The organism is Enterobacter chengduensis (assembly GCF_001984825.2).
GTDB lineage: Bacteria > Pseudomonadota > Gammaproteobacteria > Enterobacterales > Enterobacteriaceae > Enterobacter > Enterobacter chengduensis.
Genome location: NZ_CP043318.1, coordinates 3,150,332 through 3,175,007, shown reverse-complemented (window position 1 = coordinate 3,175,007; position 24,676 = coordinate 3,150,332). Strand labels below are relative to the sequence as shown.

The 24,676-nt window shown below is 44.6% G+C and carries 17 protein-coding genes and 1 pseudogene; 11 read left to right on the top strand and 7 right to left on the bottom strand.

Annotation, left to right across the window (positions count from 1 at the left end; translation table 11 throughout):
- Positions 1-10: 10 nt before the first annotated feature.
- Positions 11-913 (bottom strand): helix-turn-helix transcriptional regulator, encoded by a 903-nt coding sequence (locus FY206_RS15445; protein WP_000515818.1) that lies wholly within the window; start codon positions 911-913, stop codon positions 11-13.
- Positions 914-1,292: 379 nt separating this feature from the next.
- Between FY206_RS15445 and FY206_RS25335 the strand changes: the two genes are divergently transcribed.
- A complete protein-coding gene (locus FY206_RS25335; protein WP_000280683.1) occupies positions 1,293-1,619 on the top strand; it encodes a hypothetical protein in 327 nt (108 codons plus the stop codon).
- 48 nt (positions 1,620-1,667) lie between these two features.
- Here FY206_RS25335 and FY206_RS15440 read toward each other — a convergent pair whose 3' ends face one another.
- The 6 genes from FY206_RS15440 to FY206_RS15415 all read right to left on the bottom strand — a co-directional run bounded on the left by FY206_RS15440 (position 1,668) and on the right by FY206_RS15415 (position 9,435).
- Positions 1,668-4,268 carry a DNA polymerase type-B family protein gene (locus FY206_RS15440; RefSeq protein WP_047653982.1) on the bottom strand — a complete coding sequence of 867 codons (2,601 nt, stop codon included), beginning with the start codon at positions 4,266-4,268 and terminating at the stop codon, positions 1,668-1,670.
- 46 nt (positions 4,269-4,314) lie between these two features.
- A complete protein-coding gene (locus FY206_RS15435) occupies positions 4,315-4,953 on the bottom strand; it encodes a hypothetical protein (RefSeq protein ID WP_077064135.1) in 639 nt (212 codons plus the stop codon).
- Positions 4,943-5,143, bottom strand: a complete 201-nt coding sequence (locus FY206_RS15430) for a helix-turn-helix transcriptional regulator (protein WP_000281555.1) — start codon at positions 5,141-5,143, stop codon at positions 4,943-4,945. Before FY206_RS15430 ends, FY206_RS15435 begins: the two co-directional genes overlap by 11 nt.
- A 142-nt stretch (positions 5,144-5,285) precedes the next feature.
- A complete protein-coding gene (locus tag FY206_RS15425) occupies positions 5,286-6,422 on the bottom strand; it encodes a tyrosine-type recombinase/integrase (RefSeq protein WP_077064136.1) in 1,137 nt (378 codons plus the stop codon).
- 143 nt (positions 6,423-6,565) lie between these two features.
- Positions 6,566-7,696, bottom strand: a complete 1,131-nt coding sequence (locus FY206_RS15420; protein WP_077064137.1) for a hypothetical protein — start codon at positions 7,694-7,696, stop codon at positions 6,566-6,568.
- Between the two features lie 506 nt (positions 7,697-8,202).
- A complete protein-coding gene (locus tag FY206_RS15415) occupies positions 8,203-9,435 on the bottom strand; it encodes a hypothetical protein (RefSeq protein ID WP_077064138.1) in 1,233 nt (410 codons plus the stop codon).
- Positions 9,436-9,741: 306 nt separating this feature from the next.
- Between FY206_RS15415 and FY206_RS15410 the strand changes: the two genes are divergently transcribed.
- The 10 genes and pseudogenes from FY206_RS15410 to FY206_RS15360 form a co-directional block, all read left to right on the top strand.
- Positions 9,742-11,265 (top strand): type I restriction-modification system subunit M, encoded by a 1,524-nt coding sequence (locus FY206_RS15410; protein ID WP_047653986.1) that lies wholly within the window; start codon positions 9,742-9,744, stop codon positions 11,263-11,265.
- Positions 11,255-12,514 (top strand): restriction endonuclease subunit S, encoded by a 1,260-nt coding sequence (locus FY206_RS15405; protein ID WP_077064139.1) that lies wholly within the window; start codon positions 11,255-11,257, stop codon positions 12,512-12,514. The genes FY206_RS15410 and FY206_RS15405 overlap by 11 nt, the downstream gene beginning before the upstream one ends.
- Positions 12,511-13,194 carry a YecA/YgfB family protein gene (locus FY206_RS15400; protein WP_047653988.1) on the top strand — a complete coding sequence of 228 codons (684 nt, stop codon included), beginning with the start codon at positions 12,511-12,513 and terminating at the stop codon, positions 13,192-13,194. Before FY206_RS15405 ends, FY206_RS15400 begins: the two co-directional genes overlap by 4 nt.
- Positions 13,195-13,246: 52 nt before the next feature.
- A complete protein-coding gene (locus FY206_RS15395; protein ID WP_047653989.1) occupies positions 13,247-16,531 on the top strand; it encodes a type I restriction endonuclease subunit R in 3,285 nt (1,094 codons plus the stop codon).
- Positions 16,528-17,283 (top strand): M48 family metallopeptidase, encoded by a 756-nt coding sequence (locus FY206_RS15390; protein WP_047653990.1) that lies wholly within the window; start codon positions 16,528-16,530, stop codon positions 17,281-17,283. Before FY206_RS15395 ends, FY206_RS15390 begins: the two co-directional genes overlap by 4 nt.
- Before the next feature lie 86 nt (positions 17,284-17,369).
- Positions 17,370-18,067 (top strand): IS1 family transposase gene (locus FY206_RS15385; RefSeq protein ID WP_223861942.1). Its coding sequence is split into 2 segments (ribosomal slippage): positions 17,370-17,619 and positions 17,619-18,067, totalling 699 coding nucleotides; the frame shifts between segments, so codons are not numbered across the junction.
- A gap of 243 nt (positions 18,068-18,310) precedes the next feature.
- The gene (locus FY206_RS15375) at positions 18,311-19,240 is read left to right on the top strand and encodes a DNA-processing protein DprA (protein WP_045896958.1); all 930 of its coding nucleotides are present in this window, start codon (positions 18,311-18,313) and stop codon (positions 19,238-19,240) included.
- Positions 19,237-23,913, top strand: coding sequence for a RecQ family ATP-dependent DNA helicase (locus FY206_RS15370; protein ID WP_077064594.1), 4,677 nt, complete (start codon positions 19,237-19,239; stop codon positions 23,911-23,913). Before FY206_RS15375 ends, FY206_RS15370 begins: the two co-directional genes overlap by 4 nt.
- The gene (locus FY206_RS15365) at positions 23,910-24,395 is read left to right on the top strand and encodes a hypothetical protein (protein WP_047653993.1); all 486 of its coding nucleotides are present in this window, start codon (positions 23,910-23,912) and stop codon (positions 24,393-24,395) included. The genes FY206_RS15370 and FY206_RS15365 overlap by 4 nt, the downstream gene beginning before the upstream one ends.
- Before the next feature lie 60 nt (positions 24,396-24,455).
- Positions 24,456-24,644 (top strand): annotated as a pseudogene (locus FY206_RS15360) (transposase); the annotation flags it as partial.
- Between the last annotated feature and the right edge of the window lie 32 nt (positions 24,645-24,676).

Here is a 24,676-nt window from a genome sequence, read left to right as displayed (position 1 = left end):
ATTCGTGTCATTACGGGGCGTTACTTGGCTGGGTGTAACGTTTCAGTGCGGATTGTATATCTTCAGCAAGTTGTTGACGGATTGAGGCCGGTTGTATTACTTCGACATCCGGTATCCAGTATTTCATTAAAGGCATTATCTGATCTGTGTGTGTTACACGTGATATCACCAGTAAATCGCCAGACCGGGAAGTATGAATTATTTCCTGTCCTGGCAATAGATGACGGTGGGTAAACCACGGAGCAACATGTGCGGAAACTGAAATAAGAACTTCGATAAGGTCTTCGCTATACCAGATACCATCTGTCTTTTCTATTTTTTCATTAATTTCGGGGATTATCCTGAAAGAGATATTACTCATGCAAACGTCTTTGACAGATGAGATAACAAAGCTTTTTAATGTACTGTCATGGGCGGCAGCGAGATACCACAATCCGTTGTCATTAACCAGTCTGTATGGCTCAACAGCCCGAAACTCTTTATCTTTGTAATTAAAATTTACTTTCTTCTGTGACAGGATGGCATCGGATAATACATTCAGAATTGACATGAATGATCCGCAGTTTTCGTATGGACGTTGTTTTATCAGAAACGGGTTGTTTTTCGTGTTACCTAACAAAATACTCAGTAGTCTGTCATCCCAGCGAGGGAACAGCCCTTCAATACCCAGGATGCGCGTGAAATGACGTAAATCAGCATTGCTGCGTTGACCGAGAACACCGTCAGACAGGCGATAGCGACCATTTTGTCGAATCAGATTAAGATAGGACAGGCGCTGAGTAAGATCACGACGGATAGTTTTTTCGCAAACGTTAAATTCCTCAGATAACTCCCGGACGGCTAGTGACTCACCATTGTTCAGGCGAGTTAATATCAATCCGAGTCGATATCCAAGTTTATCGTGCTTACCCATTCGTTTATCCGGTTAATGCCAGCGAAGAGGATATTGTCAGCAAAGTAACGGACAGTATGAGTCCACTTTTACTGTGACGGAGAAAAAAATTAACTCATTAATTATCAATATATTAAAACATTGCTGGAATCATCGAATAAAATATGGACTCATCCTGTCCATGTGTATTTTTACGTTCAGGGTGATAATTATTATCCTGACCTGTACATGACATGTTTTTGCTGCATATTTGACCATGCACTTTTGCCATCAAGTCGGAGAGGCAGGGGGGAACGTAAGATCCGAAGGTTAGAGAGGTTATCAGCAATTACAATGATGATTAATATTTTCATAATGTCGGAGAACATCATATTAGTTGAAATAACATAAAGGTGGTTCTATGTATTTACATATCAGAAAGTATCAACTCGTAAATGCGAGATGGCGTGATGTCATTGATCTGACAGATTATGAAGAAACAATCAGGCAGGTTGTCGGTACATTATTTGGAAATGATTTTATTGAGGTCAGCGTTGAAACAAATTGTTTTACTCTGACAGTAAACAGTACAAGCAGTAAAATACCACACGGCATACTGGTGAATATGGGGAAAAGGCTGGCGGCTAATCTCCAGAGTATCACCTGTCATGCCATGCGGATCTATCATGTAAATGGCCATCCTGACGCGCGGCAGTTATTTCACTGTTTTGATGCCGATTGCCTGTGATTAAGCCCCCAACTTCTGTTAAAGGAGTTGGGGGAGATTTAACGGTTATCAGACTGGAAGACAGAATGTCGGATATTTACGGGCTATGATATCCATCAGTGACTTCATTCGCGGTGTTACAGAACTAAATTTCATTTGGGGTATTTTTGCTCTTACCGCATTTTTTACATCAGTCACCGTTACTGAATAGCCTTCTGACGTCAGCCATTCAGCAACCTCTTTACAGGAATAACTTTTTTTATCTTTCAGCATAAGCCCCCATTGGCACTGAGTCAGCGCCCGGAGAAATAGTCTGACTAAAATATCATCACTACGTTTGCTTCCGACTTTTAGTTTCATATCAGAAAACACCGTCCGGCAATAGAGAAAATCACACCAGTCATCCCAGTCAGCCAGGGTCTTCAGTGTATGCGTTTGCCGCCAGTCGTCGAAAAGGGAGCGTTGCTGCATAGCCTCTTCCATATTATCCCACGGGCGGGAAAACATCAGTAGATGCCCTTCATTCATGGCGGGCTGTACGGGCTGGCGTTTGAAATCGAATTCCAGATTAAGACGGATATCCTGTTCCCGGGATACCAGATCGCTTTCCGACAGCCACATCTCACGCGTTGATATCAACGTACTTCGGGATAACGTCTGACCGGGTAAACGATTAAGGTAAAGATCTACCATATAGTCGTTATAGTCACTGCGTGGAATATCGGCAGGAGGTTTAACGCCAGCCCTGGCATGAACAACCGGTTTTCCCTGAATAGCTCTATAGGTTAACTGCCCCCGGGTTTTCATGGCGATAAGCTGGCTGACCTCATGCTTACATGTCAACATTGATGAACCCGGATCAACAATATCGCACAGCGACTGGAAGCGGGAAGACAGTGGACCGCTCATGTTTATCTTGTTAAGTGGGCAATTTGTCAAAAAGCCATCGGTTGTGACGCTGACAACCGATGAATCAGAAGGCAAAGCATTCATGAGTTCCCCGACAACGGCGCGGATAAATCCCGTCACATGCGCAGCAAAGAATGGCTGAGTAACCGATGATGGTGGGAGGGATCTGTTTAATCCACGGGCAGTATCAAAGGCGGTTTTGGCGCGAAGGCCCTGAGCAAGTTTGCCATAAAGCGAGTTGCCAATTTCTTTCCAGAATTTCTCCTCCAGAGAACCTTTAATATGGCGATTACGGTTCTCACGGACCTGTTGAACAAAGGGAAGAAACACCGATGTTGATTCGCTGTTATGTGGGGAGGTGTCACAGATCCAGGGGACGATGATCCCATTATGGATCGTCATCTCTGCCCCGAGCGACAGAGCAAGTTCGATTTCAGGTGCCGTTGCCCATGATTCGCCACTTAATGGAAAGAATAACCCATATTGATCGGTCCGAACCGGCAGGCTGGGATAGGGAACTGATTCCGGGAACCGAAATGTGACAAGCGCAAATCCCATCACATGCCCACAGTAATCGTCCGGATTTTTACTGAGGCGGATGTTTCCGTAATCGGGTGTGAGGATATCTAATAGCCCGGTGGTATACGCTCCAGCCAGATCGTAGTCATACCAGTGATCAGACGGTGTAACCCCCATCATAAAACACTCATTGCGTCCGCCGTGGTAACAGTTGATCGGGAACGTTTCAAACAACTCTCTTGAAGGAACACTGGCGGGGTTTTTAATCGTCCGGAATGCCTGTTTCTCCGTGAGCCAGAGTTCACGGGTTTTAATGTGTGTCCCAAGGCAGACTTCAGGAGATATATTGTTTTCTTTAAGTGTTTTGGTGAACCGTGAAACTGCCATCGCCCCGATGGTGGCGGGGACACGATCAATCATCAGCTCCCGGGCGCAAAAATTGCGAACCTGTAAAGCATAACGAACCGCAATCTCGGCATCCCGCAGAGCATAGGCTTCAAACCCTGCTCTGTCGCCCAGAAGATATTCACGCATATTGGTTATGGAATAAGGGGCAGGAATGGTGAGTTTGGGAAGACCCAGTAATTCACCACATTCAGCCAGACCCATATCCCCGGGAGTGATAAGCAGTGTATCGATGAAAGCTACGTTACTGCAACGCGGAGGGGAAGTTCGTTTGTCAAACATTATCTGTTCAGTCTTTACGCGACGTTCCTGCTGTTCATCAAAATCGATACCGTAACGATTTTTGAAGCTGCTGACAGTACCGCGTATTCCTTTCAGAAGAATTTTGTAGTCTGACCAGAAATTGGCAAAGGAGGCGATATCCGCACGAATGAAATGCGCATATATATTAATAATACCGGGCCATTTTGTAATCACACCCGTTTCAAGAAGCGGTGTAATCGTTTGACAGAGAAATTCCTTAAAAGACAGCCGGGATTTTTTCTGTGAGTCAGGTGGATAGATAATGTTCGATATACCTGTATTTTCGGGTAAGACAACATAACTCTGATATGACAGAATATCATTCTGTTGTGTTTCAGGATTGAAAACATATTCGGTATCAAAACCGATATGGAGTGTCAGGTCACTTGAAATAACAGATACTTTTTCTGATGCAGGTGGTATCACAGGATAATCATCAAGCGTTTTAGGTCTTTTAAGATTGAGCGCTGGCTCTGAAGTCACGGACTGATACCCCGAGGCGGCAGCGAGGATATCCTGCAAATTATGGCTCATAGTTAACTCCGAAAAAATGCCGGGAGCTGTGTCCCGGCATAAAGAATCAAGATTTAATAACATTTACTACAGATTTGAAAATATCGGTTTTGCGTGATTCATCATCTGCATGGATAAATGAAACGAGGTTCCTGCCTGCTTTAATCAGGATACCACGTTGCGTCTTTTCCACAGACGGGGTAACGTGTGCAGATAACAGACAATGTTCATGTAAATGAAGAAACTTTTTTGAGGCGTAGCCGCCATGTAATCGGGCTTGAATGTCAAGATACATATCATCAAGAGAACCGGGTTCTCCTGATTCACTCAATACCGGATAGCCCTTCTTATCAAAAAGGCTGAGGATAGATTTACCATCATGTTCGAACAAGGTAACACCGTAAATGTATTTCATTCGAAAGGTGAGGTAATCGGTGGTGTAGACCTCCTCCTGACGATTGAAATTTTTGAGACGCCTGGCTAATTCATTAAAAACAGCACGAGCAGTAGCCGTGTCCTGCAGGGTGTAGGTATAAAGTACGAAGCCATCTGTGCCGATGAGCTTTACTAAGTTACCCATAATCGTGATAGCGAGAACTAATGCAAAGGACAGATATTTTTCATCGTTGTCTACAGCTGTGCTTGCTGATTCGGGAATAATGTTCAGTGCATTATTAGCATTATTTGCTGTGTTCTTAGTAACCATTTATATCACCTTTAAGTTTGTTTTGACGATGTGCATTTTCCCACTCAACAATATCATCAAGAGAGAATCGTATAGCCCGCCCAATTCTGATGAAGGGCGGGAGTTTTCCTGGGTTGCGCGATATATCTGACGCAACCGTGGATGCGGAAAGATTAAATCTTTCTGCAAACTGCTTAATGGTTAAATACATAAACCTCCGGTTTCAGAGAATAAGAAGCCACGCGGATTTAATATCAATCCACATTCTGTGATGACTTAATGCAGGGCCCTGCAGAAGCATGCAATGACAATACCGTCCTTAAACGAGTGTTGCATCAATCACGAATCACAGATCATAGGTTCATTTTTGTGTCATAACTTTCTATGACCTGAGAAACCACTGCGTGTGATGTCGCTGCATTGTGAAAAGCGTAGCGACGGGTCGCCGTGAGTGAATGGTGATTTAGCAGATGGGAAGCGATTGCAATATCCCCGGTCGCCTGTAGTATCCGGGTGGCAAAGGTACGGCGCAGGTCATGCATCCGCAGGTTATCAATGTTGGCATCCCGACAAATACGGGCAAAGGTTGCACGCGGATATGCCAGAGGGCAGGCATTGTCGGTTAGTTGTGGAAAAATGTAAGTTTTGCTGAGCATCAGGTCCTGCTGGCACTGGACAACTGCAATGGCTGGAGGTGCAAGTGGGCAGGTGAAAGGGTGTCCGGACTTTGTATCAGGCAGTATGAGTTGATGCATATCCGGGTGCCAGTACTCCCATTTCAGGGTACATACCTCACCAATACGCATCCCCGTATAAAGAGCAAGCAATATAGAATCAGCTGCCGGTGTTTGCAGCGCTGTTGCCGCGTCAATAAAGCGCGGGATTTCTGTCGCTGATAGTGTGCGATAGCGAATGTTATTTTCTTTCAGATAGCGGACATGTGACATCGGGGAATGTGTGATCCATCCAGCACGTACTGCCAGAGAGCATATTTTGGACAATATTGCGAGGATACGGTTTACTGTTGACGGACGTAATTTTTCCCGTAAGCCAGCAGCATATTGTTCTAGTTCTCCTGCCGTGATGTCGCGAAGTTGCCGCTTGCCCCAGAACGGGCGAACGTAGAGGTTGAGTTTTGACAACTCTGACTGAGGACTCTTTTTATACAACTGCAAATCCGGTAGCCACAGGTCATTGATGGCCTGTTCCACAGTGAATCGACGGGACTGAACCGCAAGACGATTTTTATCAGCAAGCAGTTTCATCACATGCTGACGGGCATCCTCAACACAGAGCTGAGGGAACTGACCCAGGGTTTCATATATACGCTGATTGTTTATAGTGGCACGGAAGGCCAGCGTGATCCGATTGGGATACACCAGAGCACGCAGGTTTTGGCAGTGAATATCACGGTATTCCTGACAACCCGTGAGGGGATGTGGAAGTTGGTGAATTGATTTGTTGCTGAAACGCAGATCCAGAATAGGCATCGTATTTCTCCTGTAAATGACACTGGAAAAATACGATGTGAGGTTATAGTCTGCCAGTTACAGCTTTCACAGTTCATCAGGTGAAAAAACGCAGATTCAGATATAATGGCAACACAATTCCATGTCGCCATTATATTAAGAAACTACAGTTTCATGATCTTGTTCGCTATTTTTTCGAAGTAAACCTCATTCTTAAGAAGAGTTATATTGTTTGTTTGAACACCCAGACCACTGGAGGTTGACTGGAAGTTGAGTGAACCACTTATCACTGTGGATTTTCCTGATAAAAAGGAAATCAACTCCTTGGAAGATGGTGCCCACTCAGGGTTTAAGAGTAATGCAATATAGATATATGTCTTACGAAGCAATTGTTCGATATCTTTTTTATGCCCTGTAGTGTTTTGCTTACCTTTAATGCAAATAGATTTGATTATGAACTCATCAGGGCTGGTTAAAGGCGTTTTAAACTTATTCAGTGATCCATCGTTATGAATGACTTCATAAGGCAGCATAGATAAAATGATCAATGCAATCATTTTAGGATGATAAAGGTAGTTATCACGAATGATTTTTCCTGCCTTCATTGTATTGAGCGTTGTTTGAATAAATACAAAAAGATATTCAGAGCAAAAGTAACAAAACACAACCCAGGATAGGTCAATGGCTGGAATGTTAATATCCTTAGGTAGTTTGTTTAGCCAGTATTCAGACTTCAAAAAGGTCCTGATTTCAACAGTATATTCATGCATTTTTGCGCTGAAATCAAGCATTGCTACTTGACCTGATTGTTCCGTAACTGTGTGGTCTATAAATGTTAGTGTATTGCACATTTTATCCAGCGTGTTTTGAAAACAAGAAAGGAGTTCGGCATTATTATTACCATTAACCGCAGATGAAAGTTCAGTTTTAATAAATGCATCCAGTAGCATACAGATTTCTTTCGGAATTACATTTTTACGGGATTGCTGTGAATAGAAATATACTGCCAGTAAATTAAAGGCAGTGCACTCCTTTTTTAACCATTGTTCGAGCACTGGGACGTGCTGAAAAAAATTGATATGCTTAGCAGTAGATGCTGATGGAGATAGTACATGAAGAATATCTACAGCAGGCTTCATTTGCAATATTTGATCGGATTCGGTAGTCGTCATTAGTTCCAGTAATTGCTGTTCAGAAAATAGTTTAGACAGGTGATCAATGTCTTTTTGGTATTGGTTAAGTTTTTTTAAATTCCCCGGTACACGGGTTACATTGTTTTTCATTTTCTCGAACATAATTTTATCCTCGTTTGAATTAATACACTGATTTAAAAAGTAGCATGTCGTGTTAGCGAGGTAATCCTAAAACATGAATGGCAGCAGGGGCAAGCTTGAATCTGCGTAAGGATATGGCTTGAATTTAATGGTGTAATCAGTGAGTTAGAGGCTTATAGCTATTTAAATACAATAAGTTATGACGGTGTGTGGCGGGTGTAAATCGGTTAGTTTTTATGGTTAAAATATGAGCACTATGAGGTTTCAGAGATGGTGGTGTTTAAATTACATAAAACCAAGGCCTGATAATCAGTATCAATACCAGAATGACACATGCGAGCAGCACCCAATCCTGTACTATTTATGATGGCTATACAAGGCTGAAACTTTGAGTCGTATGTTGCCAGGAGGATTAATGTCCACAAGGCCCAGATAGAATGATTTCTCAGATATTAAAGTTGAAACTTATTAACTATGTGAGAGGCTGATATTTATTCAGTCTCTCATTTGTTTTTATCGTTTTAAAGTTAAAAGGAAATAAATAATGCCTTCCGCCGATGAATCAGTGTGCTGATTTCCCTCAAATCAGCCTCAATACTACCAACATCACCAAAGACTTCACCTCTAATCTCACTTCGATTTTTCATGAAATTGGTGCTTAATAAGCTTTCTTTTTTTAATGCCATTAATTTTGGTTTTATATCGTTATAGAAGTGCTTATGGCTTACCCTGATGTTATGAATCGAGTAGTAAACTGTTTTATACATCAAAAATATAAGTAACTGGCCGAGAAGATATTCTTTTTCAATGTATTTATATTGAGAGGATTTTTCACGTTTCGCCAGGTAGAAAACATGAGGTGCGATGATGGTGGGGATAAAATCCAGTGCTGGAGAGGTTTTGGTTTTTTCTGTTTCTCTTCCGGATTGAAGATGTTGAAGTACAGAGTATGCAATGCTTAAAATTATGGCGTTACTTATATTATTAATTGTAGTTGGATAAATATGCAGGTTGCTTATCAATTCTGAAAGGCAAAGTAAAACACCAGTGATGTTGGGTTTTCTGCCGGAGATTGTGGTGCTGTTGAAAATGTGACGATTCTTACGACTTATATTGACAAGTTTATGAGTGCAGAACTCTATATGTTCGACGATTTTATCTTGACTATTTTTAATGTATTTTGAAATGTTAGTGATCCGGCCATTCAACGTTAGTTCATCAAGCAATATATCATTTTTAATATTGCGAATTTCATCGCAATGTTCACATTGAGAAACTATCTCATGTAATACATAACTCGAAGTATTGCGTGACGATGCTGATATGTAATCTAAAATGGAATGCTCGACTTTGATTTTTTGTTTGTATTTTTTAATGCACTGTTTGATTGTTTTTTGTAGAGTATTTGAGATGTGTTTTTTATATTCTTTTAGAAAATCTTGCTCTAAAAAGAGTGAGGAGAAGATCAACTGCTGGCGAGATAATTTAATCTCAGGTTTGATCAATTTAATCCGAAAAACTCTTCCCTCCAACTCATAGCTGAACATGGAAGATAAGTCATAGTGGGGTGATAAATGTTCGAGTAACGACATTCGTGTATTCATTAGCCGCTTGAATTTATGGTCAGCATACATAAGTGTTTTTTTTATTTGCTCATCATAAAGTGGGCCGATAGCGCAGTTGGCAATACTCATTCTATCCGGAGACCTCCAGTCAGCAGGGGAATCACATTGACGGTCATCATTACTATCAAAGGGCATCAACGTTGCCGATTATGGATGATGTCAGCTTCACACACCAGAACGGGTGATATATGGATCATCATTACCCCAACGGCAGTTTTACACCATGGCTAATATGGATGCTATCTTACTAAGATAATTGGTTTTTAGCGAGTGACGAGCCAGGTTGTGTCAGTCTGTCTCATGTCGATATTACGGGGATGATGCAAACCTGAATGCTGCGATATTGGCGTGTCAGGGGAGGCATCTTACGGTATCATTTACCGCAATTTTTAAGATGCAAAGCCCTGCATCGCTAGCTTTTTCTTCAGACCAGGATGATTCATGAACGACAAAATCAGTCAGGACACGATCAACAAAGCCCTGTGGGCCGCGTGTGATACGTTCCGTGGCACCATCAGTGCTGATACCTATAAAGACTTTATCCTTACCATGCTGTTCCTCAAGTACATTTCAGATGTCTGGCAGGATCACTATGACGAATACAAAGAACAGTATGGCGATGCGCCGGAACTGATTGAAGCGATGATGGCCAACGAGCGTTTTGTACTGCCAAAAAGTGCCAGCTTTTATGCGCTGTACGAACGCCGCCATGAGCCGGGTAACGGTGAGCGTATCGATCAGGCTCTGCATGCAATCGAAGAAGCCAACGGAACCAAACTGAAAGATGCCGGGAAAAGCGTGTTCCAGGATATTTCGTTTAACACTGACCGCTTGGGTGAAGAAAAACAGAAGAACACCATCCTGCGTCAGTTGCTGGAAGACTTCGCCGGTGAAGATCTCAACCTGAAGCCAAGCCGTGTAGGTACGCTGGACGTTATCGGTAATGCCTACGAATATCTGATCAAAAACTTTGCCGCCAGCGGTGGGCAGAAAGCCGGGGAATTCTATACCCCACCAGAAGTTTCAGACCTGATTGCTGAACTGCTTGATCCGCAACCGGGTGATACCATCTGCGATCCGGCCTGCGGCTCTGGTTCGTTATTGATGAAGTGCGGACGTAAAATTGTCTCCGGACATAACAGCCGTAATTATGCGTTGTTTGGTCAGGAAGCGATTGGCTCCACGTGGTCGCTGGCGAAAATGAACATGTTCCTGCACGGCGAAGACAACCATAAAATCGAGTGGGGCGATACCATTCGTAACCCGAAGCTGCTCGATAAAAATGGCGACCTGATGCTGTTTGATATCGTGACCGCAAACCCACCCTTCAGCCTGGATAAGTGGGGTCATGACGAGGCCGAGAATGATAAGTTTGGTCGTTTCCGTCGCGGTGTACCGCCGAAGACTAAAGGAGATTACGCCTTTATCTCACACATGATAGAAACCCTAAAACCGGGGACTGGTCGTATGGGCGTAGTGGTGCCACACGGTGTGCTGTTCCGTGGCTCCAGCGAAGGCAAAATTAGGCAGAAACTGATTGATGAAAATCTGCTGGATGCGGTGATTGGTCTACCAGAGAAATTGTTCTACGGTACGGGGATTCCGGCTGCGATTCTGATTTTCAAAAAGCAGAAAGTTGATGATAAGGTGCTGTTTATCGATGCCAGCCGTGAATTCAAGGCAGGTAAAAACCAGAACCAGCTTAGCGAAGAAAACATTAAGAAAATCGTCAAGACCTACCGTGATGGCGATAACGTCGAGAAATACGCCTATCTTGCCAGCCTGAAGGAAATTCAGGACAACGATTACAACCTCAATATTCCGCGCTATGTCGATACCTTTGAGGAAGAAGACGAGATCGATTTGCTGGTGGTGCGTAAGGAACGTGAGCAACTAAAGGTGGAGCTGGCGAAACTGGAAACGGAGATGGCGGGTTATCTGAAGGAGCTTGGTTATGGCTCGTGAAATAATATTGCAAAAGCTGCCTGTAGGGTGGAGCTACAATTTATTGGATAATATTGCTGAAAGATGCAGTGGCCATACACCGAGTAAATCATTCCCGGAATATTGGAATGGTGGCATTAAATGGATTTCCCTCGCTGATTCATGTCGCCTTGATAAAGGGTACGTTTATGAAACTGATAAAGAAATATCTCTAGAGGGCATCAAAAATAGTTCAGCTGAAGTACATCCGGCGGAAACGGTTGTATTATCGCGCGACGCAGGTGTTGGCAAGAGTGGTGTTATGGCTACGCCAATGGCTGTGAGTCAGCACTTTATTGCCTGGAAATGTGATAATAAAGAAAAGCTTCATAGTTGGTATCTTTATAATTGGTTGCAGTTAAATAAAGAAGAGTTCGAAAGGCAAGCTGTTGGCTCTACAATTAAAACAATTGGTCTTCCATATTTTAAGAAATTAAGAATAGCTGTTCCTCCTTTTGACGAACAAAAGAAAATCGCCCAAATCCTGTCAACCTGGGATAAGGCGATTTCGGTGACGGAAAAGCTTCTCACCAACAGTCAGCAGCAGAAAAAAGCCCTGATGCAGCAATTGCTTACTGGGAAGAAACGCTTGCTGGATGAGAATGGGGTGAGGTTTAGCACGGAGTGGGAGTTTAAAAGAATAAGTGAAATAGCAACGCGAGTTCAACGTAAAAATGATGCTGCCGAACATCCTATTTTAACAATATCATCTTTGTCTGGATTTGTCCGGCAGGATGAGCGTTATAGTCGTTATATGGCGGGAGAAAGTGTGAAAAATTATATCCTGCTTAAAAAAGGTGAGTTTGCATATAACAAAGGAAACTCAAAAACATACGAGTTCGGATGTATTTTTGACCTTGAAGCATATGAAGCAGGACTGGTACCCCATGTCTATGTTTGCTTTAGATTAAAAAATGGGCTCAGTCACCGTTATTTTAAATATTTATTTGAGGCTGATTATCTCAAGCCACAGTTAGGGGCGTTAGTTAATACTGGGGTCCGAAATAATGGTTTATTAAATATCAAACCGACAGAGTTTATGCAAACAAAAGTCCCTGTTCCATGTTTTGAAGAGCAGGAAAGCATCGCTGATATGTTATATAACTCCAGCAGGACGATACGTGTTCTTCAGGATAAACTCGCCTGCCTGAAAGACGAGAAAAAAGCCCTGATGCAACAGCTACTGACTGGCAAACGTCGTGTTAAGGTCGATGAGGCGGTTGCCGTATGAAACTGACGAAAAGCGGTCCACTGACTGACCGGGAAATCGACTGGCTGGAAGAAATATTAATGAAGTATGGAATGGATGATTCTGTACTCTGTTTCTCTGAGCTGGATGGATTGCTGACGGCGATTTTATCAGGTCCAAATATGGTTTCACCCAATATCTGGCTGAGTGCTATTTGGGGAGGAGGCGATTATCATCCGAAATGGTCATCTGAGAGAGAGATGGAGCGTTTTGTCAGTCTGTGTTTTCAGCATATGAACGATATCGCTGGTTGCCTTTATAACGCCCCTGAACTGTTTGAGCCGATTTTCAATGAGCGTGAGGTAAAGGGGGAAAAATATACCATTGTGGAAGAGTGGTGTTTTGGTTATATGAAAGGAAAGTCACTGGATGACTGGTCTGGTCTTCCCGGTGAGTTACGGCCTTCTCTGGAAGTGATCGCTCTTCATGGCGTGGAGAAGAATTTTCCTGTACTTGAGAAAATGACCGGAGAGCAGTTTGAGAAAAGTATTTCCCTTATTCAGCCTGCTGCACTGGCACTTTATCAGTACTGGTTGTCAGTGAGAATGTCAGAGGCATCATCCCGGCCTGTTCCAGTGAAGGGGGCAGAAAACATGCCCGGGCGAAATGACCCGTGTCCGTGTGGCAGCGGTAAAAAATTTAAGAAGTGCTGTCTGCATTGATGAATCTTCATGTGACCAGTAGCGAGTAGCGCCAGAAAGAAAAGGATTAATGATGAACCAGACGTACACGCCAAAATTCCAGGAAGAATACAGCGCCAAAATTCCGGCACTGACGTTACTGACCAGCCTCGGCTGGACGTTTTTATCTCCGAAACAGATTATGGATTACCGGGGCTATAAACAGGATGAGGTGGTGCTGCGTCCGGTTCTGCGTGAAGAGCTGTCGAAGCGTTCCTTTATGGCGGGTGGCAAAACCTGCCAGTTATCGGAAAAAGCACTGGATAACCTGATATCACAGGTCTGTTCTCCGGCGCTCAATGAAGGGCTGCTCAAAGCCAATGAACGGATGTATAACCATCTGCTCTACGGTATCGCCGTCACGGAGTTTGTCGATGGCAAGAAGGTGAACCCCACCATTGCGCTGATCGACTGGGAACATCCGGAAAATAACCAGTTCCATTTTACCGAAGAATTTACGGTATTGCGGTCAGGCGGTGTCGAAACCCGCAGGCCGGATATTGTGTGTTTTGTGAATGGTATCCCGCTGGCCGTCATTGAAGCGAAAAGCCCGGCGGGTCACGGCAAGAAAGGGCCAACCATTGACGAAGGGATATCCCAGAGTATCCGCAATCAGCTCAACGACGAAATCCCGCAGCTGTTTGCTTACAGCCAGATATTACTGTCGATTAACGGGCATGACGGGCGCTACGGTACCTGTCATACACCAATGAAATTCTGGGCGGCATGGCGCGAAGAAGATATTACTTACGCGCAGATGTATGCGCTGCGCAACCATAAGTTATCTACTGAACAAATTCATGCGTTGTTTGATCATCGTCCTTCAGTCGATCTCAAATGGTATCAACAGTTAATCGATGGGGGGGAACTGGCAGTCAGCGGGCAGGATAAGCTGCTCATCAGTCTGCTTTCACCGGAACGTCTGCTGGAGATGACCCGCTTCTTCACCCTGTTTGATAAAAAAACCGGAAAAATTGTTGCCCGCTATCAGCAGGTGTTCGGGATAAAAAGACTGCTGGAACGCATCAGTACCCGCAGACCAGACGGGGGCAGGGAAGGTGGGGTGATCTGGCATACCACGGGGTCAGGTAAATCTTACACCATGGTGTTCCTCAGCAAGGCGCTGATTCTTCATGACAGCCTGAAGCGGTGTCGTATCGTGGTGGTGACGGACCGTATCGATCTTGAAGAACAGCTCAGCAATACCTTTGCATCCGGCGGCGAGTTGGCCGGGAAAAAAGACAAAGCCAATGCAATGGCGACATCCGGGCAGATGCTGGCGAAACAGATTGGCTCCGGTAAAGAACGCATCATTTTCACCCTAATCCAGAAATTTAATTCAGCGACAAAACTTCCTGAATGCGTCAATACCAGCCCCGATATCATCGTTCTGATTGATGAAGGACACCGTAGCCAGGGTGGTGAGAACCATGTGCGAATGAAACTGGCACTGCCGAACGCCGCCTTTGTAGCATTTACTGGTACGCCATTGCTAAAAGAAGATAAGACCACCAATAAATTCGGACCGATTGTCCACGCTTATACCATGCAGCGAGCGGTAGAAGATAAAGCCGTTACACCTTTGCTGTATGAAGAACGTATTCCCGACCTTGAGGTTAACGATCGGGCAATAGATGCCTGGTTTGATCGTATTACCGATGGGTTAAGCGAAGCGCAAAAAGCCGACCTTAAGCGTAAATATGCCCGTAAAGGTGAGGTTTATAGTGCAGATGATCGCATCCGTCTGATCGCACTCGATATCGCCACGCACTTCTCGAAGAATATTGATGAGGGACTGAAAGGCCAGCTTGCCTGCGACAGCAAGATTTCCGCCATCAAATATAAAAAGTATCTTGATGAAGCCGGGTTGTTTGAGTCAGCAGTAGTTATCAGCCCGCCGGATACCCGGGAAGGGAATACCGAAGTGGATGAAAGCAAACTGCCGGAAGTGACGAAATGGTGGAAGGATAATGTCGGCACGCAGGATGAGTCTGTGTATACCCGTAATGTCATCAGTCGTTTCGATACCGATGAGAAGCTCAAATTGCTGATAGTCGTTGATAAACTGCTCACCGGGTTTGATGAGCCGAAGAATACCGTGCTGTATATCGACAAGCCGCTTAAGTCCCACAACCTTATCCAGGCGATTGCGCGGGTGAACCGACTGCATCCACTGAAAAAGTTCGGTCTGCTGATTGATTATCGCGGTATTCTGGCTGAGCTGGACACGACTATCGGCAAATATCAGGACCTCGCCTCCCGAACTCAGGGCGGATACGACATCAAAGATATTGACGGGCTGTACAGCGCCATGAGCTCTGAATACAAGCGCCTGCCGCATCTGTATAACCAGCTGTGGGCCATATTTGCTGGTGTCAAAAACAAAAATGATACTGAGCAGTTACGTGCGGTACTGGTGCCTAAAATGGAAGAACGTGACGGAGAGATGGTCGATATCCATCAGAAAACCCGTGATGATTTCTTCGAGGCGTTAACGGCCTTTGCCGGATGCCTGAAAGTGGCACTGCAGTCCGCTACCTTCTTCACCGACAAGAGCTTTACGGAACAAGACCGAAATCTCTATAAAGAAACCGTAAAACAGATGTCCAGCCTGCGCCAGTGGGCGATGCAGGTAAGTGGAGAGCAGGTCAATTATGACGACTACGCTGAGCAGGTGAAAAAACTGCTGGATAAGCATGTCACCGGCGTTGAGGTTCGTGAACCGGATGGCGTGTATGAAGTCGGTAAAATGGGCAAGAGCGAAAAGCCCGAAGAGTGGGACAACAATAAAACCCGCAATGAAACCGACATCATTAAAACCCGTGTGACAAAGATGATTGAGCAGGAGCTGCGTGATGACCCGTATGCTCAGGAGGCATTTTCAAAACTCCTGCGTATGGCTATCGAAGAGGCTGAAAAACTGTTTGACCATCCGCTGAAACAGTACCTTTTGTTCCGTGAATTTGAAGAACAGGTTGAAGCCCGTAAGCTCAGCGATATCCCGGATGCACTGGCGGTAAACAAGCATGCTCAGGCGTATTACGGTGTATTTAAAAAAGAGCTACCTGAGGTTTTTGCGGTAAACGACGTTCAGGTGCAGGATAAGTGGACGAAGCTGGCTTTTGAAGTGGACAACATTATCGTCAAAGCGGTGGCAGAAAACTCCCTGAACCCCCAGGACATTGAGAAAGTCGTTAAGACAAGTCTGCTACCACTGCTGTTTACGGCCTGCCGGGAAATTGGTGCCGGAATGAATCAGGTTAACCGTATTGTGGAAACCATCATCCAGATACTGCGCGTTGGTTTGATGAAATCATGAGTGAAAAAGAATCGCCAGCAATGAAAGCGTTACGCATTGTTTATGGTGATGAGGTCATCACCGTACAGTGTGTTCCGCGTCAGGTCGTAAAGGGCAGGGTGCTCATCAAGGTTTATCCGGACTGCCGGGTTGTGGCCTCTGTACCGCCTGAAACACCGGAGCACGAGGTATTGTCTGCGCTGAAAAAACGAGGGGGCTGGATATACCAGCAACTGCGTGATTTCAGGGAGCAACAGACACACATTGTTCCGCGTCAGTATGTCAGCGGAGAAAGCCATTATTATCTCGGTAAGCAATATCAGTTGAAAGTGACAGAAGACGCTACTGTACCGCAACGAGTGAAAATGTTGCGTGGGCGTCTGGAAGTGACTGTCAGACACAAATCGGCAGAAAAGATTAAAGCCTTGCTGGCTGAATGGTATCGGGAACGTGCCAGAGATGTTTTTCAGCGCAGGCTTGATTTACTGATTCCGCAGACCCTTTGGGTCAGTGAGCGTCCTCCGATACGTCTGCGGGCGATGCAAACGCAATGGGGCAACTGTTCAGCAAAAGGCTGTCTGACCCTGAATCCATGGCTGGTTAAGGCATCCTCAGAATGTATCGATTATGTCTTGCTACATGAGTTATGTCATGTTGCTGAGCACAACCATAGTGAGGAGTTTTACCGCTTGATGGGGCAGGTTATGCCGGGGTGGGAAAAGGTCAAGAAGCGACTGGATGGTATGGCTGGGATGTTGTTGGCAGATATGTAGTTTCTAACTTATTCCAATGGGCTCATTTGTCGGTGATGCTGCCAACTTACTGATTTAGTGTATGATGGTGTTTTTGAGGTGCTCCAGTGGCTTCTGTTTCTATCAGCTGTCCCTCCTGTTCAGCTACTGACGGGGTGGTGCGTAACGGCAAAAGCACCGCCGGACATCAGCGCTATCTCTGCTCTCACTGCCGTAAAACATGGCAACTGCAGTTCACTTACACCGCTTCTCAACCCGGTACGCACCAGAAAATCATTGATATGGCCATGAATGGCGTCGGATGTCGCGCCAGTGCACGCATTATGGGCGTTGGCCTCAACACGATTTTACGACACTTAAAAAACTCAGGCCGCAGTCGGTAAACTCACGCATACAACCGGGCAGTGACGTCATTGTTTGCGCGGAAATGGACGAACAGTGGGGTTACGTCGGCGCTAAATCACGCCAGCGCTGGTTGTTTTACGCGTATGACAGGATACGGAGGACGGTTGTGGCGCAAGTATTCGGTGAACGCACGTTGGCCACGCTGGAGCGTCTACTGAGCCTGCTGTCGGCCTTTGAGGTCGTGGTATGGATGACGGATGGCTGGCCGCTGTATGAATCCCGCCTGAAGGGAAAGCTGCACGTAATCAGCAAGCGATATACGCAGCGAATTGAGCGGCATAACCTGAATCTGAGGCAGCACCTGGCACGGCTGGGACGGAAGTCACTGTCGTTCTCAAAATCGGTGGAGCTGCATGACAAGGTCATCGGGCATTATCTGAACATAAAACACTATCAATAAGTTGGAGTCATTACCATGGTGGGTTACCACCAAACGAATCAGAAAACCAATACTGGAAAAACTCTAACGCGGTGGCCAGTTTTAGTTGACCACAACACTTGCCGTGGCGTATATCTGCTTATAGAGATTGACTTTATTGTGTTTTCGGTCGAATACAAGTAAATTTGTGGTTAATGGACTAGAATTTGTTGTGTTTTTGGAGTGGATGTGAACATAGTAGATGCTCTTGTTGTCAAGAGGCTAATGAACGTTGGTGATGAAACTGTTCTGTCCATCTTAAAGTTTTCAGCGTATAGCGGAGTGGCAACACTCGAAGAACTGGCACACCACTCCTCCAATCTAAAAATATCAAACGGTAAATCTCGAGCAACTCTCGAAAGCTTCTTAGATACTGCGAACTTCCAAGCTCTCAGGGTCGAAGTACAAGCTGAGATTGATTCGTTCAAAAATAAAGGTGTTGAGATTGTTCTCTTCGGTACGAAAACCTATCCAATTGCGTTATACGGTCTCCCGAAACCTCCTCCTTTTCTATACTGCAAAGGCAATCTGAACCTCTTAGATAATAGGCTTTCATTAGCGGTTGTAGGCACTCGTGAAAACACCCCCAAGGGGGAAACCATAACGATTAAAACTATTCAAAAGTTTGCGACTTATGGCTTCACGATAGTCAGTGGACTTGCACTGGGTATCGATACAATTGCTCATCGCGCGGCATTAGACGCCAAAACACCAACGATTTCTGTTCTTGTCGATGTGGAGTCTATTTCTCCCGCAAGTAATCGGGAACTCGCTAAGGAAATATTGGACGAGGGCGGACTTCTAGTTGCAGAGAATGCACCAGGAACCAAAGCAATACCTGCGTTCTTTGCTAAGCGAGACAGGATACAAGCAGGTTTATCTACTGCCGTCTTTGCTATTGAAACTTCGATAGATGGTGGGACGATGCACGCAGTCAAATCTGCTATCTCTATGATGCGTCCTGTCTTCGTTCCTGACGCACATAAAGCTAAGTATCCAGATCTTACTATCAAGGCAATTTCAGGAACTCAACAGCTAGTTAACGAAGGGAGGGCGATACCCTACACGAGCGAATCTTATGAAGATATTCGTCTTCAATTAGAAGATATCGCGAGTTCATTTAGGTCGTTGAAAGCAAAAGGTGGCCTGCTGTGATAAAGGTCATCGTCCTCGATCTTGATGACACGCTTATTGATACATCAAGCCTCGAACCACTTCGGTCAGCTGGCCGATGGAGAGACATACCCAGGTACTTTAATGGTTGTGTCATCTATCAGGACGTTGTCGGCCTTGTTACAACGGCTCGGTCGGTTGGAATCAAGGTTGCTATCTTCTCGAATGCGCCTTCGAACTACGTTCAGGGGCTACTCAAACACTTCAGTATCACTGTTGATTATGTAGTAGCCTACCATGATGTAACGCAGCATAAGCCGAGCCCTGAGGGCGTTACTCGTATTCTCGAGTACTTCGGTGTTAGCGCCGACGAGTCAATTTATTTAGGAGATAGTAACCTAGATCGAGACGCTGCTTCCAATGCAGGAGTTGAGTTTTTCTCAGTAGATTGGGGTTCTGCCTCGGAGATCGATTCCTCACATAAGGGAATAAGCGGTCTCACCGAGCTTATTGGAAAAAACTCGACGCGGAGCTCCGCAAGAACTGGACGTTCTGAGTTAATACAATCTGGGAATAAACTTCATCTGGGATTCTATTTAGATGGTATCAAACAGGAAGTTTGGTCTTTCAAAGATAACAAGAATACTTCTGTTCGCCGCTGGGTTAACAAGACTGTTGAGCTAGCTCCTTCATTCCCAGCCATAGATATAGTTGTTCGAGCGTTAGGTCACGCTGAGCTTAGGGCTGAAGATGGCGATAAAGCATTAGATACCTTGGGCAAATCGCTGGCTGTTGCTTTAGGGGCTTCTTACCAACCTAAGATATTAGAGAAAGATCACGTATTAGATAAATCGACTAATTGCACTGCAGCACAAAGACTCCACCAGGTCAGAGGTGCCTATAAAGCCGATTTTGATTCAATAGAAGCTAATTCAAATCCGACATTTCTGATCGTTGACGACGTATTAACTTCGGGGGCTACAATTGATGAGATAACACGCTGTCTATCTCAAGCTTTTCCGAATTCAAGTATTTACATTTTTACGTTGGTTAAAACTCTCTATAGATTGGAGCTAGGCACTGACAGCCAAGAACAACAACACAATAACCAACTGTTTTCAGATTTGTACAACCCAATCATCGACTCGCTGGCGGACGAAAGTGAACTATCTAGACATGTCAGGTCGAAGTCTAGTAGCAGGCTTGTAAGCAAGAAGTTTTCTGCTAACTACGCGAGAACCAACCATAACTTCATTTTCCACAATCTTCTCCAGTATTCTATCTCGTCTGAAACGGCGTCTGGACAGCTATTTGCAGCAATTCAAGTTCTTAAGAATATGCTTCAGAGAGGGAAGCCAACAATAGCCTCGCGGAAACTGAGGAAGGCATTTGGCATTGAACTGGAGAAGAGCGGTCTTAATACATCAGCTCAGGCTCTTGTGTCAGATAAGCCAGTTTTTTGGAATAGATTGATTCGAGGCAACAAGCATTCTGGGTACTACCCAGCGAAAAGGTTTTTTGATGAGCTGATTCCAAAGTATTTCGGTGAGTACATTTTTGTAAAACAACTAATGCTCCCTGAAGTTCAGATTTACGATATGACTCAGGTCTACGTTGAACAATTCCAGAACCGACAGGTAGATTTTTACATTCCTCAAGTTGGTTTAATTATTGAGATAGATGGTCAACAGCACCAAAATTCTCAGCATTTAGATGAGATGAGGGATGCGTTTACTGAAACCTTGGGACTGAAGACAGTTCGTTTCACTGTTCAAGAAGTGGCATCTGAGAATCAGTCATTTATCAGTAAGATAAATTCGATTATTTCTCAAATTCAGATCGTTGATAGTCTAGAGCGAAATGGTGTCCTAACGCCTCCTAATGGTATTTCTTTATTGAATTACCAAGAGGCTTATGAAAATGGAGTCGATGTTACTGACTCGCGATTGAGGCTGACCTCGGCGTTGCGTTTCCAGATACTGTTATTAGAGCTTCTTGAACGAGGTCAGATCAGACTAGGGGAGTTGAAAAAACTATTCATAGTCAATCGTGATGGAACTGATTTTGCTGAAGCGGCACTGGACGACCTGAACGATTTGTTATCGAATATCTTTCGTCTCATCGGCATTGAAGAAAAGCGAATTGAGGTTGCGCTGATCGAATCAGATGAGCTTCCGAGCGAACGGTCTGGTGAAAATATATTCATCGACTTCAGCTTACTGGAGCGTTATGACGATTCCTTTCAAGTTAACCAAGACGTCATATATTCACGTACGGATTACTTCGATTTCTATCGAAACTTCGAAGATTCTAATGCTGTTTCAATAGAAACCAGTCAATTGATTGACTATGACTTTTTCGAGCTTTCATGTAGTAACCCCATTACCTACAAGCTAGATCTTAGCCCAGGCAGCGAGCAGCGAGAGTCGCTGAGATACTTCCTCAGCAACCTGTTTCTACCATACCTAGAGGATGTAGATTTCAGGGAAGGGCAGGTTGGTATCATAGGATCTGCACTTTCGAAAAACGGCACAATAGGATTGCTGCCTACAGGTTCGGGTAAGTCGATTTGTTACCAGCTGTCTGCGGTCCTGCAACCAGCCGTTAGCTTTGTCGTGTGCCCGATAAAAAGTTTGATGTATGACCAGAAAGCAGATTTGGATAGCATCGGCTTCACTCGAAGCAATTTTATTACAAGTGATTTGAAGGCAGGAGAGAAGGCCAAAGTTCAGAGAGATTTCGGACGTGGTAAGTACTTCTTCGTTTTCATATCGCCTGAGCGATTCCAAACCCATGCGTTTAGAAAAGAGATGTTGGCTATCGGACTAGATCTCTCATTTGCCTACGCGGTGATCGATGAAGCTCACTGTTTGTCTGAGTGGGGACATGATTTCAGGACTTCTTATCTGAACCTGGCAAATACAATCGAACGGTTTGCTCCTAGTGCAAGTTATATAGGCCTAACGGCAACAGCATCAGTTAACGTCTTAAAGGATATTCAAACAGAGTTTGATATCCCCGATGATTTTGTCCGTACCCCAATGGACTTCACTCGCGAGGAACTCTCATTCCACGTTATCGACGATAAAGGCCTTAAAGGTGATGCAGTCGTCAAGCTTGTTTCTGAAATGGAGGGTAAATGGAATTCCGATCGGGAAGACGGCAATAAGGCGGGGATCATATTCACACCTACCGTCAACGGAGCTAAGGGTTGTCATAGCTTAGCGGGCCGAATTTCAACACTCTTGAAGATGGATGTTAGATATTTTTCGGGGTCGGCTCCGAAAATGGGTGGATTGCAGGGAGAGGCTTTCGATAGGTATAAGCGCCAAGTTCAAGACGAATTTAAAGAAAATAAATACCGCCTACTTACTGCCACTAAGGCATTCGGAATGGGCGTGAATAAGGGGAATATTGCCTATACGATTCACTTCGGAATACCTGGGTCGATGGAGGCCTTGTATCAGGAAGCAGGCAGGGCCGGGCGAGATAAAAAACTATTCAAGGAAGTACCCGCAGATTGCTATGTGCTTCTCACAAAAGAGCCCAATTCAGCTATTCTCGACAAGATTTGGGACGCTATCACGAACGTCAAAGATCTGAAGGAGTACGTGAAGTCATTGAGTCGCGATAGCGACCTGAACACAAATCTATTCCTGATGACAAACGGCTTGGACACAATCAATGATGAGTTCAAGTTGATGGCAAATGTATACGAATTCTTTAAGTACAATCAGGAACACAACACGGTGATCATTACTGCCAGGCAGTTTGGTACGGAAAAGTTTAAATTGGAAAAGGCTATCTACCGTCTTTCTCAATTAGGTATTGTCTCTGACTGGGTAATCGAAGACTTTTTTAATGGAACGCTCTATGTCGAGTTCCAGTGCCTATCGGAAGAAGGCCTGGAAAAGAAAATTGAGCATACCGTCAGAAAGTATGATCCTGAGTTTAAGCTCGCTGATGTGTTCAGTAGTGATAACCAGTACTACAAAATTCTCTGCGACAAGCTGAGAAAAGGGTCTATCGATAAATCGCAATTTATTTTTCTTGTTCTTTTACTTTGGTCCTATGACCATTTTGTCTACAACCGCCGCCAGTCACAGAAGAACGTTTATGAACACTGTAGTTCATTTGCTGAAGGCAGGATGGATGGCAAAGAATTTAAGGAGAAGTTGGAGGGTTATTTCAGACACGACAAGTCGAGCCAACTTTTGCTCTATATGGCTGAGAATTCTGCATCGGCGAAGTTATGGCCATCAGTTTTTTTTGAAACTGATGAAGAAGAGGGCACGGAACATCTAGTAGGCAGCGAGAAGATGACGATCCTACGAGGTCAGATTTCTCGATTCCTAGAGTCATACAAAGATAATGCATTCTTGAACTACTTGAGTGGTGTGCTGCGACTAGCTTCCGATGAGTTTGATGATGCAGATGGAGAGCGAAGAATGGCATCGTCATTTGATCGGTTGATCAGTGATAATAGGGATGAAGCACTAGAGCTGGTCCGAAAAACTATGCAGCTAAAGCCAATGTTCTCTGAAAATGCGCGAAGCCGCTTTGCTCGTTTGGTCCATGAGAAATTTGATGATTTGGATTTTCTTGAGGAGGTAAATGAAGAGCTAGGAGATCCGTTCTCCTATCACACTTTGTTAGCTCCACTAGCAATTAGACTTGAAAAACTTACCAGCCTATACAAGGGGATTAATTGGTGAATGACATACAGAAACTACACCGGGTAATCGATTCACTCGAAGAGCAATCGACGCAAGTGGCAGAGTTTAATGGCCTGTTGAGCGCCGTCAACGATGCAAGAACTGAGATAGAGGCAGCGAAATCAACGCTCGCAAGTCTAGCTTATGAACAAGCTGAATTGGTTACGAAGAACTCGAATAAATTTGAAGAGTTTGACGGTCGCCTTACGTCACTGAATGATCTTCTAGGCCAGATCAAAGATGAACAGTTGAAACTAAGGCGTGAGGTTGCAGCCTTGAAGTTTGTAACACCTGATCAGTTTGAACAAGGCTGCACAGCAATTGATAGCCGCATTGCTAAACAATTAGCGGAATTGAAAAGCAAGTTAGAGGCAGCGGTGGAGTCTCAGCAAAGATCGATAAGCGGGCTACGAACCATAGTTGTTTTAGGTATCTTGGTGTTGGCTGGAGGTGTCGGATTCTTGGCTATGAATATGGTTTGAATCGCCACGGGTTTAACAGACACCTCAGAGTCATTTAAGATGGCTTAAAGAGAGGTGCCCATGAGCGGTAAGCGTTATCCCGAAGAGTTTAAAACTGAAGCAGTCAAACAGGTTGTTGATCGCGGTTATTCTGTTGCCAGCGTTGCAACACGTCTCGATATCACCACCCACAGCCTTTATGCCTGGATAAAGAAGTACGGTCCGGATTCTTCCACTAATAAAGAACAGTCAGATGCTCAGGCTGAAGTGGTTTACTGAATTTGGCCACCTGAACAGAGGTG